Consider the following 14751-nt stretch of genomic DNA (forward strand, 5'->3'; position numbering starts at 1 on the left):
CCTTGTAACTAGGCGCCCGCCAACTTTTTCTGACGCGAGCAAAATTGGATTGGCGTCAGTAATCCATGTTGACGTGGCGCTCCCACTCGTGGCTCCGAGCGCGGATAAATCGCTCCAGCTCATCATCGTCGCCGGCGATGGCCTTCGCGTACTCCGCGAGCGAGTTCGCGTCGAAGGAAGGGTCAATGCCAGCGTCCAGCAGCCGGTGCGGCCCTGTCAGATCTCCGACGCATAGCAGCTGGTCGAGCTCGTCGAACGTTGCGCAGCACTCCGTGTGATCGTCGGCTTCGATTGGTATGAACGAAAAACGGACGCTATCGCCGAACCGGGTGAAGTTGGCGGGGATCGCGCCAACGTTCGGCAGATGAAAGAAAATCGAACCCTTGTCGTTCTCGACACCACCATGTGCGAACGGATTTCGGATCCGTTCCTTGATGCGGCGCATCTTGCCGAGCAACAACTCGGCCTGTCGATCGCCGACCACGTTCAATACGGTCTTGAGCTTGGCATCCCAGCTTGCAGCGAGCAATTGCGTCAGACTACCCGGCGGCAGGGGCGTTCCGTTGAATGCCCTTAATAATACCAGTCGGTGCTCCAGCGCGCTAAAATAAGCGTCCACCATCGCAGTCGAGTAGAAAAAGCCTTCGCTGTTGGCGCGGAACGTATGATTCAGTACGTCGGCGATCCCAAGGTTCAGTTCGCCATCCTCAGCTTTCTTGAGCTTCTTGCGCCGCGGCGGCTTGACCGCTTTGGCGTAAGACTTCTGCGCCTTCTCACGGAAAAACCGGTAGCGGCCGTCGAATTCTCCAAATCGGTTGACGATCGAAACGTTGCCGATCTCGACCTGGGCCTCGGCGTAGGGTTCAAGAAGCGCCTCAACCTCCTTTAAAGCGGCCTTCAGCTGCCCGACGATCCTCTGGGTTGGGACCTTTGCTTGCCCCGCCTGCAAGATCGTGAAGCCGAATTTCCGCAACTCGAAGACGACCGGCTCGCCGTTCACGCTGCCGTAGACGCTCCACCGGACCTTTTCGCCATGTCCGCGCCACTTCCAGCCCATGACGGTGCGCAAAAGGAAGAGGACCAGTTCGGGGACCGGGAATTCAGCGGACTTTAGGCGCCCTCCCAGCATCGACAATGGGTCTAACTCTTCGGGAAAATCCGCGGAAAATCCTACGAGGTTCTTGGCTACGCGACGCCGCACCGCATTGAGCGGATCGGACGAATTGGCGCCCCCTTTCGTACTCTGATTTCCGGACATTTTTCCTCTCGCGTCTCGCTCATGTAATCAATGTCGGCTCGGGGCCGAGCGCGCGGCGGCTTTAGATGGCATCTAAACGATGCCGGTCCGCTGGAATCATTAGTTGGCTTTTTGAAACCATTCGCAGCCGCGTTGATTGTTCCGCTCGCGCCACCCCGGCCGATCAGCCCGCCGCAGCGTTGGCAAAGGCTTCGCGTGGCCCTCACGCACCAGGATCGCCCCGACGTCATTCCCGTCCACACGCACGACGGCGACGGTGCGGCCGTAGCGATCGGCGCCGGTGCGGTCGATCGTGGGTTCGCGGCCCTTCAGCAGCGCCTTCAGCCGGTCGCGCGCCGCCTCCGCACGGAACAGCTCGAGCGGGCACTTCGCGGACCGCGAACTCGGGTGCGTCTCGATTGGGCTCCAAACAGGCGGGTGCGCTCGACGCCACGCACATCGCGCCTCAATTGCTGACAAGCGCACCCTCATACTTTGGAGGATATGTGCTTTACTCCAAAAGATATGTTGCTGTGAATGGCTGCGTATCCCACTATCGAATACTGAGATTTTAATTGGCGATAGCCGACCCGCGGTAGTTTACGAAGAAACTCCCATAGATTTCTCGCTACAGCCCGCGTTCAAGAGAGGGATGCAAGAGATGTCGATAGGCGCGGCACGTCTTGCTGGCGTCATATGGATATTGGGATTAACCAGCTCCCTTGGTGCCGACTTGGCCATGGAACCCTGGGAGCCGGCCCCGTTTGCGAGCACTCCTTACCTTGCAGCAAATCTGCCACTAGCCAGATCTTCCACAACTAGCGGCGTCTTGCTGAAATTTGACGGCGGCGAACGACCAGCTACAGGCGCCCGAGTTTTTGATCCCCGTCTACAAGGCACAGCTTATTTTGGCGCCTTAGCACAAGAGGTAAATAATTTTTCATTTACAGCAGTTAGGACAAATTCGTCATCAGGTCAAAGCATTAGCACAGTTGACATCAGTGCCGTGTCCTTTAACAATAGATTTAACCCACGTCACCCTCGCAGTGGTGGAATCTTCAGTCGAAATGGTTTTCAAATAGATTTGAAACGCGGAACGCAAATACTTTATTCAGTGTATGTAAAAAATTACACTGGAAACTTGAATATTTGTGGCCAGGGTCCTGATCGATTGATTATTCCAAGATTTACGATTCCAAATTACGTCTTTGAGGCTATTGATAATGTCGACTTCGCTGGGAAATCAGAACTTTATTTAGGATGTCCCTAGTATGTGGGGTCCTAGGGTGCCGCGGCGCCAACTAGAAAATCGAGCGCCGCGAGTTCGGCCTGTTTGCCGGCGTCGGGGCGGATCGTGCCCACCCCCTGACATCTCGCGGAAGACCGTGTCCGAAGCGGGTCTATCTCCTGCCCTTTTACTGTTTGCGTCCCGACGCCCATCAGATCGGCACCGTCTGGCACGGGCCCGTCCGCGACGTGCCGGTTATGATCCAGCTATCGGCTGTGCCGGGGGCGACGCCTGGGGCGACCCTCGCCGAGATCAGCAGCCGGCAGGCCGCCGCGCGCGAGACGGCGGGTGTCCACTGCGTCGCCGGAAGCGTGGAGACGACGGTCGGCCCGTCGAACACGAACACCTTCCCGCCCGTGATCGGGTAAGCGTCGGAAGGTGTGAGCCCCGTCGCCCCCATGAACCGCGCCAGCGTCAAGCCCTCGAAGGCCGCGAGCCGCTGCGAGCGCTCATACTCGAGCTCCGCGGTCGTCTGGCAACCGGCCAGCGGCGCGGCGATCAACAGCGCGACGGCGAGCCACGCTCTTCGTCGTGCTCGCTGCCGTTGTGTGGGACGACTGTGTGGGACGACCGGCGACGCGGCCGGGTCGCTCACATAAGCCATTGATATTCTTAGGGATTTTTGGCGCACCCGAGAGGATTCGAACCTCTGACCTCTGCCTTCGGAGGGCAGCGCTCTATCCAGCTGAGCTACGGGTGCCTGAGCCGGCGCGAAACCTAGCCGATCGCGACGCGTGGGGCAATCCGGGGTTTGCGGGGCGAACGGTTCTCAAGGGAACAGAGGAGGGAGGTTCGAGTGTCCGCAGAGCGGATCTCGGCGCACCCCCGGTTTCCGTTACGCGCTGTTTTCGCCGCGCTCGTCGGCGGATTGGGAACGTCTTGCCGCGTTTCCTGACGTGGGCGGCATCTGAACGCAGAGCCAATCCGCGGCCCGGAGACGCGCAAGGCGCGGGATCGGCTAGAAGGACATTCATCCCGAGGCCCAGTATCCGAGACCTAGGCTCGAAGCGCGCATGCGGATCGCGGCGTCCGCCGGGCAGGACGCGCTCGCACAGCAAATCGTCAGCGCCCCCTTCAACCGTGCGCGATCGGCGAGGTCGCCCATCAGGGCGATCCTTCTGCCGACGGCCTGGCCAATCAGCGTCGGGGTGATAACCACGCCGTCGGTGATGGCGCGCTTGGGTTCGGAGAACACGTCGCCGATCTCGGTTGATGAGAGAGCGAGAGCGCCGTCCAGTTGGTCCAGAACCGCCGACGGTTTGTGCGCCGCGCCGACCAAGTTGGGCGTGGATCGCGCTCCGTGGAGCGGAAGGCGCACGGCCGGTTCGTCGGCATGAGCCACCCGTGCGCGCTTCATCGGCCTTCTCTTTGAGAACGAAGGGGACAGCGCCGGCCTCGCGCTGGACGCCGATGATCCCTGACGCGTCGGCGGCAGTCGGGCTCCAGGAACTCTCGTCCCGCTTTACGCAACGCGGACCGACTGAACGCACGCGCCGCCGCGGCGCGTCCACGCAGGGAAGTGGCCGCTCCCCGATCGAGGACCCGGGGCGCGCGATCCGCCATCCGTTGAGGTCGAGAGATCCCGATCCCGAGTCCGTTCGCGGTCCTTTCGACGCCCTGCGGTGGACCTCAGACGCCGCGTTGTCGCGCTCCCGCCTAAGGCTTCGTCGGTTGGTTGTGTTGCGCGGCCGGCCGTTGAGACCGGCCCGACTGCTCCCGTACCGGCGTCAACGGCCACGCAACATCGCTGTTGCATTACGCCGCATGCTGCATGCAGTATATGGCGGCTGACGGCGACACAAAGATCGCTCGTGGCTGGGAAACGCAACTTCAGGACGGGCGACCCGCTGGGACAGGCGGACGCCTCCTCATCGCAAAGATCGCCGCCGACGCCGCATGGCGCGGAACGCAGCCGCTCGCCCTCACGGGCGCTGGCGCGTCCGCGCCTCCCAGCGCCGGGCGGCCACCAGGAGGACTGCTCATGACCGCTCTCTCCCGCCGCGCCGTCATCGCCGGCGCCGCCGCCGCGACCGCGTTCGTCGCGACCGGCTCCCGCGCCCGCGCGCAGACGCCGCTCAAGCTTCGCTTCGGCCATCCGCATCCGGAGGTCGACGCCTTCCACAAGGGCGGGCTGCGCTTCGCGGAGCTGGTGAAGGAGAAGACCGGCGGCCGGATCGCGGTCGAGGTCTACGCCAACGGCGCGCTCGGCAACGATCCGACCATGATCGCAAGCGTGCGCGGCGGCACGCTCGACATCTGCCTCACCGGCAACCCGTTCTTCACCGGCCTTGCGCCCAAGCTGAACGTGCTCGACCTGCCTTACCTCTTCAACGACCGCGCCCATGTGGCGGCGGTGCTCGACGGGCCGATCGGCGACGACCTGCGCGAGGGCCTGTCGGGGTCGAACCTGAAGGCGCTCTCCACCTGGGAGGTCGGCTGGCGCAACCTCACCAACAACCGCCGCGCGGTGAAGACGCCCGCGGACGTGAAGGGCCTGAAGATCCGCACCACGCCGAACCCCGCGCACATCCAGGCCTTTAGGCTGTTGGGCGCCGTGCCGACGCCGATGGCCTTCACCGAGCTCTTCACCGCCCTCGAGATGGGCTCGATCGACGGCCAGGAAAACCCGGTCACCCTGATCCTGAACGCCAAGTTCTTCGAGGTGCAGAAGCACCTGTCGCTCACGCGCCACGCCTTCACCACCGCCCCGCTGGTGATGAACAAGATCAAGTTCGACGGCCTCTCCGAGGACCTGCGCGCGGCGCTCGTCTCCGCCGCCAAGGAGGCCGCGGTGTTCCAGCGCGAGATGAACGTCGAGGGCGAGAAGGTCGCCGTCGCCGAGCTGAAGAACGACGGCATGAAGGTGGTCGAGGACATCGATGTGGGCGCGTTCCGCGCGCTGGTCGCGGACACGGTGAAGGCGGAGTACGTCGCGAAGTTCGGTCACGAGCTCGTCGACAAGATCACCTCGGCCGCGAGCTGAGCCCTATGCGCGTCATCGATCTCAGCATGCCCATGGAGAGCCATTTCCGGTGGTCTCCCGAGGTCACCGTCAAAGGCGACCTCGCGGCGGGCGACCAGTTCCGCGTCAGCCGCATCGCCACCACGTGCCACGGCTTCACCCATGTGGACGCGCAGGCGCATTTCGTGGCGGGCGGCCCCACCATCGAGGCCACGCCGCTCGAGCGCGTCGTCGGTCCCTGCCGGGTGTTCGACCTGTCGTCAGCGCCGGCGAACGAGCCGATCGGGCCGGAGGCGCTCGCCGCCGCCGACCCCGGCGGGCCGGAGGGCGAGATCCTGCTGCTCGCGACCCAGTGGGCGGCGCGGCGGGATTACACGATCCCAGAGTTCTGGACCGAGGCGCCCTGGCTCACCCGCGAGGCGGCGGACTGGCTGTGGGAGCGGCGGCCGACGGCGGTCGCCTTCGACTTCCCGCAGGACTACCCGATCCGCCTGCTGCTCAAGGGCGAAGCCGTGCCGAACGACCAGCACGTCACCCACGACGTGCTGCTTCGGAACGGCGCCACGCTGATCGAATACCTCATCAACACCGCCGAGATCCGCGCGCCGCGCGTGCTGCTCAGCGCCGCCCCGCTGCTGATCCCCAACGCGGACGGCGCGCCGGCCCGCGCCTACGCCATCGAGGGCCTCGATGTCTGAGCCCTCCTCCCCGCCGCGGCGCGGGCTCGGGCGCGCGGTCGATCTCGGCTTCCGCGGACTCGAGGCGCTGCTGGTCGCGATCCTCGGCGTGATGATCGTGCTGGTCTTCGGCAACGTCGTGCTGCGCTACGGCTTCGACAGCGGCATCACGGTCGCCGAGGAGGTGTCGCGCGTCCTGTTCGTGTGGCTGATCTTCCTCGGCTCCGTCGTGGTGATGCGCCAGAAGGGCCATCTCGGCGTCGACATGTTTCTCGCGCCGCTGCCGAAGGTCGGCCGCTGGCTCTGCCGCATCGTCACCGATGCGCTTTCGCTCGGCTGCTGCGTGGTGCTCGCGGTCGGCGCCTGGGACCAGGCGGTGCTGAACGCCGAGAACCTGCTTCCCGTCTCGGAGCTCCCCACCGGCTGGGTCTACGCCAGCGCGCTGGTCGCGGGCGTCGGCCTGTCGCTGCTCATCCTCGCCGATCTCGTCGACCTGATCCGCTCCGGGCCGCATGGCGAAGTCATCGAGCCCAACGTCGCCGAGGGCGTCTCGTGACCGTCGCCATCTTCTCGCTCGTGCTGCTCGGCGCGATCTTCATGGGCATGCCGATCGCCTTCGCGTTGATCGTCACCGCCGGCGCCCTGATGTGGCACCTCGGCGCGCTCGACTGGCAGCTGATCGCGCTGCAGATGGTCAACGGCGCGGACAGCTTCCCGCTGCTCGCCGTGCCGTTCTTCCTCCTCGCGGGCGAGGCCATGAACGCGGGCGGCCTGTCGAAGCGGCTGGTGACGCTCGGGCTGACGCTCGTCGGCCACCTGCGCGGCGGGCTCGGCTATGTCGCGATCTTCACCGCGATCCTGCTCGCCAGCATGTCGGGCTCGGCGGTGGCGGACACCGCGGCGCTCGCCTCCATGCTGCTGCCGGTGATGCGGCAGGCCGGCTACGACGTCGGCCGCTCCTCGGGGCTGATCGCCTCGGGCGGCATCATCGCGCCGGTGCTGTCGCCGTCGATCGGCTACATCGTGTTCGGCGTCATCGGCGGCGTGTCCATTACCCGCCTGTTCCTCACCGGCATCGTGCCGGGCCTGCTGCTGGGCTTGTCGCTCGCGGTCGCCTGGTGGGTCGTGTCGCAGCGCGACAAGGTGCAGCCGATGGAGCGCAAGAGCTGGGGCGAGGCCGGGCGCGCCCTTCTCGACGCGGCGCTGGCGCTCGGCCTGCCGATCATCATCATCGGCGGCCTCAAGGGCGGCGTGTTCACGCCGACGGAAGCCGCGGTCGTCGCGGCGGTCTACGCCGTGCTGGTCGGCGCCTTCGTCTACCGCGAGCTGACGCTGCCGAAGCTCTACGAGGCCATGCTGATGGCGGTCCGCACCTCGGCCGCGGTCATGTTCCTCGTCGCCGCGGCCTCGGTCTCGGCCTACCTCATCGCGATCGCCAACATCCCGGCCGAAGTCTCGGCGATGCTCGACCCTTTCAAGCACGACAAGGTCATCCTGATGGCCGTGATCATGCTGCTGGTGGTGATCGTCGGCACCGCCCTCGACTTCATCCCGACGATCCTGATCCTGACGCCGGTGCTGATGCCGATCGTCAAGCAGGCGGGCATCGACCCGGTCTACTTCGGCGTGCTGTTCGTTATGAACAACGCGATCGGGCTGATCACCCCGCCGGTCGGCACGGTGCTCAACGTGGTCTCCGCGGTCGGCAAGGTGCCCCTCGCGCTCGCGATCAAGGGCGTCTGGCCGTTCCTGATCGCGCAGCTGATCGTGCTGATCATCCTGACGCTGTTCCCGGCGCTCGTGCTCGTGCCCGCGCGGATGCTGTACTGACGTCGCGCGGAGGGCCTTGGCCTTCCGCGCTGCGTCGTCAGGCGTCTGAGAGTTCGGCCGCGTCGTTCACCGCGGCGACGCCGGCGGACTTCAGGGTCGCGAAGGCGCCGAGGCAGGGGTAGAGGCCCGGCCCGAACTCCGGCAGCTCGATCCGGTTGAGCTCCACCACCTTCGTCAGCGCGCCGGGGGCGCGCGGCAGGTCGCCGTGGGCGAGCATGGGGACCGCGCAGCGCGGCGTCGCGCCGATCAGCGTGAGCGTCACGTCCGGTCCGATCCTCAGCTCGCGGCCGGTCCAGCCGTTCTCCGCGAAGGGCTCGGCGTCAGGCATGTCGAGCACGATGTTCGCCCTGTAGCGCTGCGCCAGAATGGAGTCGTCGCCGAGCGCGCGGCTCACCGCGTCGAGGCTCGCGCGCGTCACCACGTGGAAGGGCGCGTAGTCGAAGAACCCGCCTTCGGGCGAGGCCTGGGCCAGCACGAGATGGGTCGACTGCACCTCGGCGCCTTCGCCTTCGTCCAACACCTCCTCCGGCACCGCGCGGTCGAGCGCGTCGGTCGCCGCGGCCTGGGTCTTGAGCCGCACCTTGCGGCCGAGGAAGGCGCTGAGGCGGGCGTCGAGCGCGGGGTCGTCGAGCGCGATCACGTCGCCGTCGGGAAAGCGCACGCCGTAGCCGCCGTCCGCATCGGCGACGGCGGCGAGCTCAAGCATCTTGCGCCAGAGCTGGGGCCGCTTGGCGCTCGCGATCTTGCCGGTCTCGACGTCGATCACGGCGTAGGCCCGATCGTTGAGCAGGCCCGCCGCCGTGAGCGGCGCCTCGGCGACGCTCATCCCGAGGATGGATTTGACGGGATAGCGCCAAAGCGCCGAAACCTGACCTGCGAGCATCAGCCAATCTCCTGTAAGGCCTTGGCCGCACGCAAGATCCGTGCCCCGCTGGTCGCCAACTCGCCGTCAGCGAGGCGGGGCCGCCACGGCCTCCGCGACCACGTGGGGATCGTCCGCGAAGCGCGACGACACGCGCGGCGCCCGGGCGGACACCTGCTCGCGGTGGGCGACGTAGACGCCGCTCGCCGCGATCACCGCGCCGCCCGCGATCGTCCAGAGGTCCGGCATGCGCCCGAACACGGCGAAGCTCATCGCGACCGCGAACAGGATCTGCACATAGGAGAACGGCGCGAGCGCCGAGGCCGCGGCGCGGCGCAACGCGACCACCAGCAGACCGTGGCCCGCGGTGGAGCAGACGCCCATGGCGACGGCGATGCCCGCCTCGTGCGCCGTGGGCATACGCCAGGCGAAAGGGACCAGGAGGCTGAGGATCGCGAGGCCGACGATCGCCGACCAGGCGAGCGTGGTCTCCGGCCGGTCGGCCGCCATCTTGCGCGTGACCACGGCGCCCAGAGCCCAGGCCATCGCGCCCGCAGCCGGCAGCAGCGCCGCGAGCGTGAACGCCGCGCCGAACGGGCGCATCACGATCAGCACGCCCGCGAAGCCGAGGGCCGCTGCGGCCCAGCGATGCGCTCCGACGCGTTCGCCCAGAAGCGGGATCGACAGCGCGGTGATGAAGATCGGCGACATGTAGTGGATCGCCGTCGCTTGAGCGACGTCGAGGCTCTTCAGCCCGAGGATGAAGAACAGCGCCGAGCTCGATGTGGCGACGCCGCGCAGGAGCTGGAGCTTCACGCTCTTCGGCCGAAGCGTGCGGGGGCCGCCGATCATCAGCGCGGCGACGACCACCATGGTCGCGAACACGGTGTAGCGCATCCAGGTGACCTGGACCGCCGGAAGCGTGGCGGCGAGCATCTTGGCCGCCACGTCGCCCGCCGAGAAGCACGCCGTCGCCGCCACGACTAGGCCGATCGCGAGAGACGCGTTGTCGGTGGAGGGAAGCGGCAGCGGGATGCGGGGCGCGGCGACGGACGCCGGCTCGGCGGCGTCGGCCGAGGCGATGGAGGGCGGCGGGCTCATGGGACTCGGATGCGTGGAGTGGGACGGACTTGCGCAAAGGGCGGCGGTCGCCAAGATCTACCAGAGGATCCGCCGGCAAGGTGGAAAGATGATCGAGCGCCCACGCGCGTCAGACGTGCGCCGGACGCGGGACGGCCTTCAGGGTTTCTTCACCCTCCCAGGGAGCGGACGGGGTCGCGTTCGGCCTTGGACCGTCGATCGTCCACGAGGTCGTCAGCGGCCACGGAGGAACGATGACGCCGCTGGAGGGGGAGCGGGGATTGTTCGTCCGGATCGATCTGCCCTCGTCCGCCGCGAGCGGGCGCCTGCCGAGCCGCGGGGGTAAAGCCGCCTCGCGCCCAGCCTGATCCACGCCGACGGCCGGCCTCGAGCTGACTTGGCGCGACGTCGTCGTGAAGGGCGCCGCCGCGGCGCCGCCCTTCGCGCGATCGGATGCGCGACGCATCTTGTGCCGACGTAACGCGCCGTGTATGGACCGCGGATCGACGCTCGCCGATACGCGGAGAGGTGCCAGAGTGGTCGATTGGGACGGTCTCGAAAACCGTTGTGCGGGCAACCGTACCGTGGGTTCGAATCCCACCCTCTCCGCCAGTTCCTCTTGATTTATGAGCAAATTGGAAAGCTTTCGGCGACTTACCCCAGCAGTGACCCCAGAAGTCAGCTGGCGTTAGGAATATCGCTGAGCCGAAGTCGGCAGGCAGAAAATGCATCTTGCTAAGCCTCGATGCCTCGCCGCTACCGACGCGTCGGACTGACGAACGTTGTCAGTCTAGGCTTGTTGAGAGCCTTGAAGGGCCCTCGCAGCCAGTGCTCTGCGCCGAGAGCGCTTACAAATATTGCATCATGCCTAGGGCTGATGGACACGCTCTGTGAGAAAATACATGCCGTGCAGTGTCGTTGTAACCATAGATAAAAACATCATAAGTATCGAAAAACCAAAGCATTGGATTGCTATATAGGACAATATGCTTACAGGACTCGAGAAATCAAGCGTTCCCACACAGGAAATATGATCCTCGAAAGACATTATTAACGCGAATATTACACACAAAACAAAAGAAATCAAAACTAGATAAGAAAACACATAAGATAAGAACTGCCTTCTACTTAATTCAACGTCGATCCAAACACCATTTGATTTAATCCAAGCCCGCGGTGCGGGATGGGGCATTACTTTATCCATCGACACATTGCCCAACGTAGCGACTGCCGCCAACCCAGCAAAATAGAACCCAGGGAGCGTCACGATTATATCAAAAGCGCTCTTTACGATTCCTTCCTCTCCGAGGAATTCCGGCCTTATGGGAAGCAACAAGTAAACTACGTAAATTAATATCGCACCTATTACTGGGATCGTAGTCGTGTATGCCCGCATGTAGTCATGGCGTATAGCTCTGTACGTCAACCCTCTCATTAATTCATATTTGATGATCGATATCATGTCATATATCTCGGTAATGGATCAGGTGCGGCTTAGCTTTGGCTTCCAAATGCCTCACAATCGCTTCCGAAGATTGTGACAATAATGGGTTTATACGAGTAATGTCAATAGATTGGACGTATAAGTCCTCAATAGGCGCTCCTGTTTTGCTATCAAGCTCAACCGTTACGGTTCTCTTACTGTCTGGAAGTCTATATGAAACACACGTTCTTTGATACGCGGCCGAATTACTCGATGCAAAGGACCTAATATGATCGTATAATTGTTGGGGAACGCTTCCTTGGTCGACTGAAAGTATCAGATCTGATTGTTCTTTTACTAAGAAACCTCCACTACCCATCGGGGTTCGCGGCTCGGAGCGTATTAAACGAACGCCAGACAAGCGGCCTCTATTGATATCGCTGATAAATGCTTCTGAGGGGCGCCCACCCAATTCAATGTGCGGGCAACACCGTTCGAGTCGAGGCTCGCCCTCGCGCGTAAGCCCTCCTGCAGGGTGAGGATATACATAAAACTGATTATTATTTGAATACTCAATATTAAGAAGCTTTGACAGTAGTCGCTGGACTATGCTCCCAGGCAAATTTGTCATCTTCTCCACGAGCGAAGTGTACGTGTTTGGCTTATTCTTTTCCGATACGGTAGAAATTATCACGTGACATCCGAAGTCCGCCCCGGTCGTCCCGCTTTTCTGATGCTCTGTAAATAAATTTGATACATGATCCGAATAAACACTATTTGGGTAGGCGGTGTCGGAGATACGTACTAGGAGTGTTGCAGTTTTATTAAATCTGTCGAAATCAATATCGCCGATCTTGAGGAATGCTGAACTGCTCTTTATGGGATGAACTACGTTATTTTCTTTTGATTTTTTCCAAACTTCGTACACCTCCTCAAAAGAAGGAATCTTTGCCTCAGCTTTGCGTGCACATATCTCTAGATCGTAAACAAAAAACTGTCGGGAATCATTCCGCATTGGCGTCCCTGCTGCTCTGCAACTGCGCGGATAAATCGGACCGCAAGAGTTGCATCTTGATCCATTTCGTTCCGGCTAAGGAAGTGACAACACCTCCTACCTAGGAAAATTTGGGGCTCGTCAGCGCGGCGCTACCACAACGATGATCGCGACGATGGAAGCCAGCAGGCAGGATTTACAGCCACGGCTCGTTCAAAATTGAGGGTCCATTCCCATTTCGAATGGCTCTTTAACACAAACCTGGCTTCGAACAAAAACAGAACACACGTTTGAATGGCAAGGTCCGCCCGACGCCTCGTCGTGCAGGAAGGGCCTTCAACTCCAAGCCTATGGGCTTCGGGAATGCTCGCTACCACCGCCGAAACGGCGCTAGCCTCGGCATCGGTCTGGGATACCGAATTTCACGAGCGCCAGATCGCCACCGTCGAGGCTCTCGACGAACTCCGCATCCGCCCGAAGCTCGTCCAAAGATCGGAGCGTCGGAAGGCGCTCGCCGCCCTCGACCATGCCGGCGACATGGAAGTTAAGTGCCTTGGCACCGCGCCGTATGGCCTCGTCGAGGGTGTGCCCGCCGGAGATGCAGCCAGGGAAGTCCGGAAAGGAAATCCCGAACGAGCCTCGCTCTTCGTGGACGAGGGCGTAAACGTGGGGCATCGCGATCATCCTTAGCGGAAGGGCCGTCTTTGCGGCGAGCGGCGCGCCGCTCAAGCCGCGACGTTCATTCCGAAGGCAGGACCCGCAGCTGCAGCCCGAGGACTTTGAGAGCGCCCGCCACCGCCGTCAAATTGATCCCACCCTCCGAACTGAGCATGTTGGACAGTAGCCCACGAAGCGGGCCTGCGAGGTCCGTTGCTTGAGCTACGTCGCCGAGCGCGGCGGCAAGGAGCACTGTGTCGCCCTCTTCGAACACTGCCTCAAGGTAGGCGGCGCGCTGCGCCGGTGAGTGGAGATGCTCGGCGACATTCCACGGGCGCGTCTTCGCTAGCAACCGAGGCGAGACGTTCTGCGTCGAGGCCGGCTCAGAAGGCCGCCGGGACACCGCCGCAGCCGCTTGGTGCGGCTTGGCCGGCTCCGGCTCGCCGCGCGTCCGGCCGCGACGGCCGGCATCGACGAACGCCTCGATGTCAGCGGGGTCGTACAGGACGATCCCGCCCATCTTGATGTAGCGCGGGCCGGTGCCCTTCGTCCGCCAGCGCTCAAGGGCCTTAGTAGACCGGCGGAGCATGGCCGACGCCTCCCGCGTGGTCAGGTATGAAACGCGGCTCATGCCTGCCTCGCGAACTCTGCGACCAGCACGTCGACGCCCGAGAACAGAGCCGTCATCGTTGCGGCTCCCGGGTCATCTTCGTCGATGGCGTAATGCGTCATCCAGTTGCGTTTGAGTTCGACGAGGGCGGCCATCGCCCCCTCCACCGAGCATGGAGGCGGGCACGCGGCCAGCCGGCCGTCAAGATCGACGAACCGCGACGTTGCTGCCTCGTAAGCGGCGTCTGAAAGGTGCTCTCGCTCAAGCTCGGCTCTGAGCAGCGCCATCTCGCTCAGACATTCGTTCATGGGGTCGCGGACGTCCTGCAACATGCACATGCCTCGTCATATAAAAACACTGACATACACACATCACGCTAACCATGATGACGTCAACTGAATTATATGATGTTGTCGAAATGCAAACGGGTCATTACAATGCGCCAATGACGATCACGCCGGCACAGTCTCGCGCAGCGCGCGCCCTTTTGAACTGGTCACAGCCAGAACTCGCGGAGGCGAGCAAAGCCAGCGTCTCAACGGTGCGGGACTTTGAAACCGGGAAGCGGACGCCAATCGCCAACAACCTCGGCGCCATCAGGGACGCTCTAGAGGCCGCGGGCGTCGAACTTATCGAGGGCGGGGTCAAGCTTCGGAAGCTAGCGGCTAGCGAGTAGCATCCCGGCGGGCCGATATCCCGCTCTGGGCACCACGCCCGCCCTCGGTTCTGCGTTCATTGGAGCGTGCGCACCGGTTTGGTCGGTGCAAACCCCGCATCGGCAACAAGTTCGCGGACGGTCGTGATTTCGGGCAACGCCTCTGCCGTCTCGAACGTGCCAAAGCCGATGATTTCGCGCCCGTGACGGCGTTCTTCGGCACCTGTCGCAAGCATCAGTAGGAGGGGGAATCGCGCGAGGCGGTCTCGGACCTCGTCAGCACTTCCCGCGACGGTGATGCATCCGGTCGAGCGCGGACCGCCTTGAACCAACGCACCTCGAATGCGCCATACGGAACCGATGATTTGCTCGCCCTGCGCCAACTCGACGATGGGCTCAATCATCTCGATATCCTCGATGAGGACAAAAGGGGCTCCGCCTTCGAGGAACGCCTCGATTTGATCCGCAAGGTCCAT

At 63.2% G+C, this 14751-nt stretch carries 16 protein-coding genes and 2 tRNA genes; 7 read left to right on the forward strand and 11 right to left on the reverse strand.

The features are described 5' to 3' along the window. Positions 1-55 precede the first annotated feature (55 nt). Together K244_RS22190 and K244_RS23240 are read right to left on the reverse strand one after the other, a co-directional pair. A complete protein-coding gene (locus K244_RS22190) occupies positions 56-1258 on the reverse strand; it encodes a hypothetical protein (RefSeq protein ID WP_197027185.1) in 1203 nt (400 codons plus the stop codon). Between the two features lie 99 nt (positions 1259-1357). Beyond that, positions 1358-1717 carry a thermonuclease family protein gene (locus tag K244_RS23240; RefSeq protein WP_197027186.1) on the reverse strand — a complete coding sequence of 120 codons (360 nt, stop codon included), beginning with the start codon at positions 1715-1717 and terminating at the stop codon, positions 1358-1360. A gap of 181 nt (positions 1718-1898) precedes the next feature. Between K244_RS23240 and K244_RS23690 the strand changes: the two genes are divergently transcribed. Continuing rightward, the gene (locus tag K244_RS23690; RefSeq protein ID WP_155931802.1) at positions 1899-2507 is read left to right on the forward strand and encodes a hypothetical protein; all 609 of its coding nucleotides are present in this window, start codon (positions 1899-1901) and stop codon (positions 2505-2507) included. Positions 2508-2676: 169 nt separating this feature from the next. On the opposite strand, the gene K244_RS22195 is transcribed toward K244_RS23690, so the two are convergent. The 3 genes from K244_RS22195 to K244_RS0117705 all read right to left on the reverse strand — a co-directional run bounded on the left by K244_RS22195 (position 2677) and on the right by K244_RS0117705 (position 3882). Further along, positions 2677-3129, reverse strand: a complete 453-nt coding sequence (locus K244_RS22195) for a hypothetical protein (RefSeq protein ID WP_024816584.1) — start codon at positions 3127-3129, stop codon at positions 2677-2679. A 19-nt stretch (positions 3130-3148) separates the two neighbouring features. Further along, positions 3149-3225 (reverse strand) — tRNA-Arg (locus tag K244_RS0117700). Between the two features lie 270 nt (positions 3226-3495). Beyond that, entirely contained in the window at positions 3496-3882 is a 387-nt protein-coding gene (locus K244_RS0117705; RefSeq protein ID WP_020187628.1) for a hypothetical protein, read from the reverse strand. A gap of 624 nt (positions 3883-4506) precedes the next feature. Between K244_RS0117705 and K244_RS0117710 the strand changes: the two genes are divergently transcribed. From K244_RS0117710 to K244_RS0117725, 4 genes are read left to right on the forward strand one after another with little or no spacing between them, the layout of a single operon-like run. Beyond that, positions 4507-5508: a TRAP transporter substrate-binding protein gene (locus K244_RS0117710; RefSeq protein ID WP_020187629.1), complete on the forward strand. Its 1002-nt coding sequence runs from the start codon at positions 4507-4509 to the stop codon at positions 5506-5508. A 5-nt stretch (positions 5509-5513) separates the two neighbouring features. After that, positions 5514-6185: a cyclase family protein gene (locus K244_RS0117715; RefSeq protein WP_020187630.1), complete on the forward strand. Its 672-nt coding sequence runs from the start codon at positions 5514-5516 to the stop codon at positions 6183-6185. Beyond that, positions 6178-6720 carry a TRAP transporter small permease gene (locus K244_RS0117720; RefSeq protein WP_020187631.1) on the forward strand — a complete coding sequence of 181 codons (543 nt, stop codon included), beginning with the start codon at positions 6178-6180 and terminating at the stop codon, positions 6718-6720. The genes K244_RS0117715 and K244_RS0117720 overlap by 8 nt, the downstream gene beginning before the upstream one ends. After that, entirely contained in the window at positions 6717-7994 is a 1278-nt protein-coding gene (locus K244_RS0117725) for a TRAP transporter large permease subunit (RefSeq protein WP_020187632.1), read from the forward strand. Before K244_RS0117720 ends, K244_RS0117725 begins: the two co-directional genes overlap by 4 nt. A 37-nt stretch (positions 7995-8031) precedes the next feature. Here K244_RS0117725 and K244_RS0117730 read toward each other — a convergent pair whose 3' ends face one another. Beyond that, entirely contained in the window at positions 8032-8877 is an 846-nt protein-coding gene (locus K244_RS0117730; RefSeq protein ID WP_020187633.1) for an MOSC N-terminal beta barrel domain-containing protein, read from the reverse strand. A 66-nt stretch (positions 8878-8943) separates the two neighbouring features. Continuing rightward, a complete protein-coding gene (locus K244_RS22200) occupies positions 8944-9957 on the reverse strand; it encodes a DMT family transporter (RefSeq protein WP_020187634.1) in 1014 nt (337 codons plus the stop codon). 501 nt (positions 9958-10458) lie between these two features. Here K244_RS22200 and K244_RS0117740 point away from each other — a divergent pair. Then, positions 10459-10548: transfer RNA gene (locus K244_RS0117740), tRNA-Ser, on the forward strand. Positions 10549-12743: 2195 nt separating this feature from the next. Here K244_RS0117740 and K244_RS0117745 read toward each other — a convergent pair. The 3 genes from K244_RS0117745 to K244_RS0117755 are packed head-to-tail and all read right to left on the reverse strand — an operon-like array spanning position 12744 to position 13952. Continuing rightward, the gene (locus K244_RS0117745) at positions 12744-13037 is read right to left on the reverse strand and encodes a type II toxin-antitoxin system HicB family antitoxin (protein WP_020187635.1); all 294 of its coding nucleotides are present in this window, start codon (positions 13035-13037) and stop codon (positions 12744-12746) included. A gap of 55 nt (positions 13038-13092) precedes the next feature. Then, complete coding sequence (locus K244_RS23695; protein WP_020187636.1) at positions 13093-13641, reverse strand: helix-turn-helix domain-containing protein; 549 nt, start codon at positions 13639-13641, stop codon at positions 13093-13095. Then, complete coding sequence (locus K244_RS0117755) at positions 13638-13952, reverse strand: hypothetical protein (protein ID WP_020187637.1); 315 nt, start codon at positions 13950-13952, stop codon at positions 13638-13640. Before K244_RS0117755 ends, K244_RS23695 begins: the two co-directional genes overlap by 4 nt. Before the next feature lie 113 nt (positions 13953-14065). On the opposite strand from K244_RS0117755, the gene K244_RS0117760 reads away from it, so the two are divergent. Continuing rightward, on the forward strand, positions 14066-14296 hold the full coding sequence (locus K244_RS0117760; protein WP_020187638.1) for a helix-turn-helix transcriptional regulator: 231 nt from the start codon (positions 14066-14068) through the stop codon (positions 14294-14296). A 56-nt stretch (positions 14297-14352) separates the two neighbouring features. On the opposite strand, the gene K244_RS0117765 is transcribed toward K244_RS0117760, so the two are convergent. Then, positions 14353-14751: a hypothetical protein gene (locus K244_RS0117765; protein ID WP_020187639.1), complete on the reverse strand. Its 399-nt coding sequence runs from the start codon at positions 14749-14751 to the stop codon at positions 14353-14355.

The sequence above is a fragment of the Methylopila sp. 73B genome (assembly GCF_000526315.1).
Taxonomy (GTDB): domain Bacteria; phylum Pseudomonadota; class Alphaproteobacteria; order Rhizobiales; family Methylopilaceae; genus Methylopila.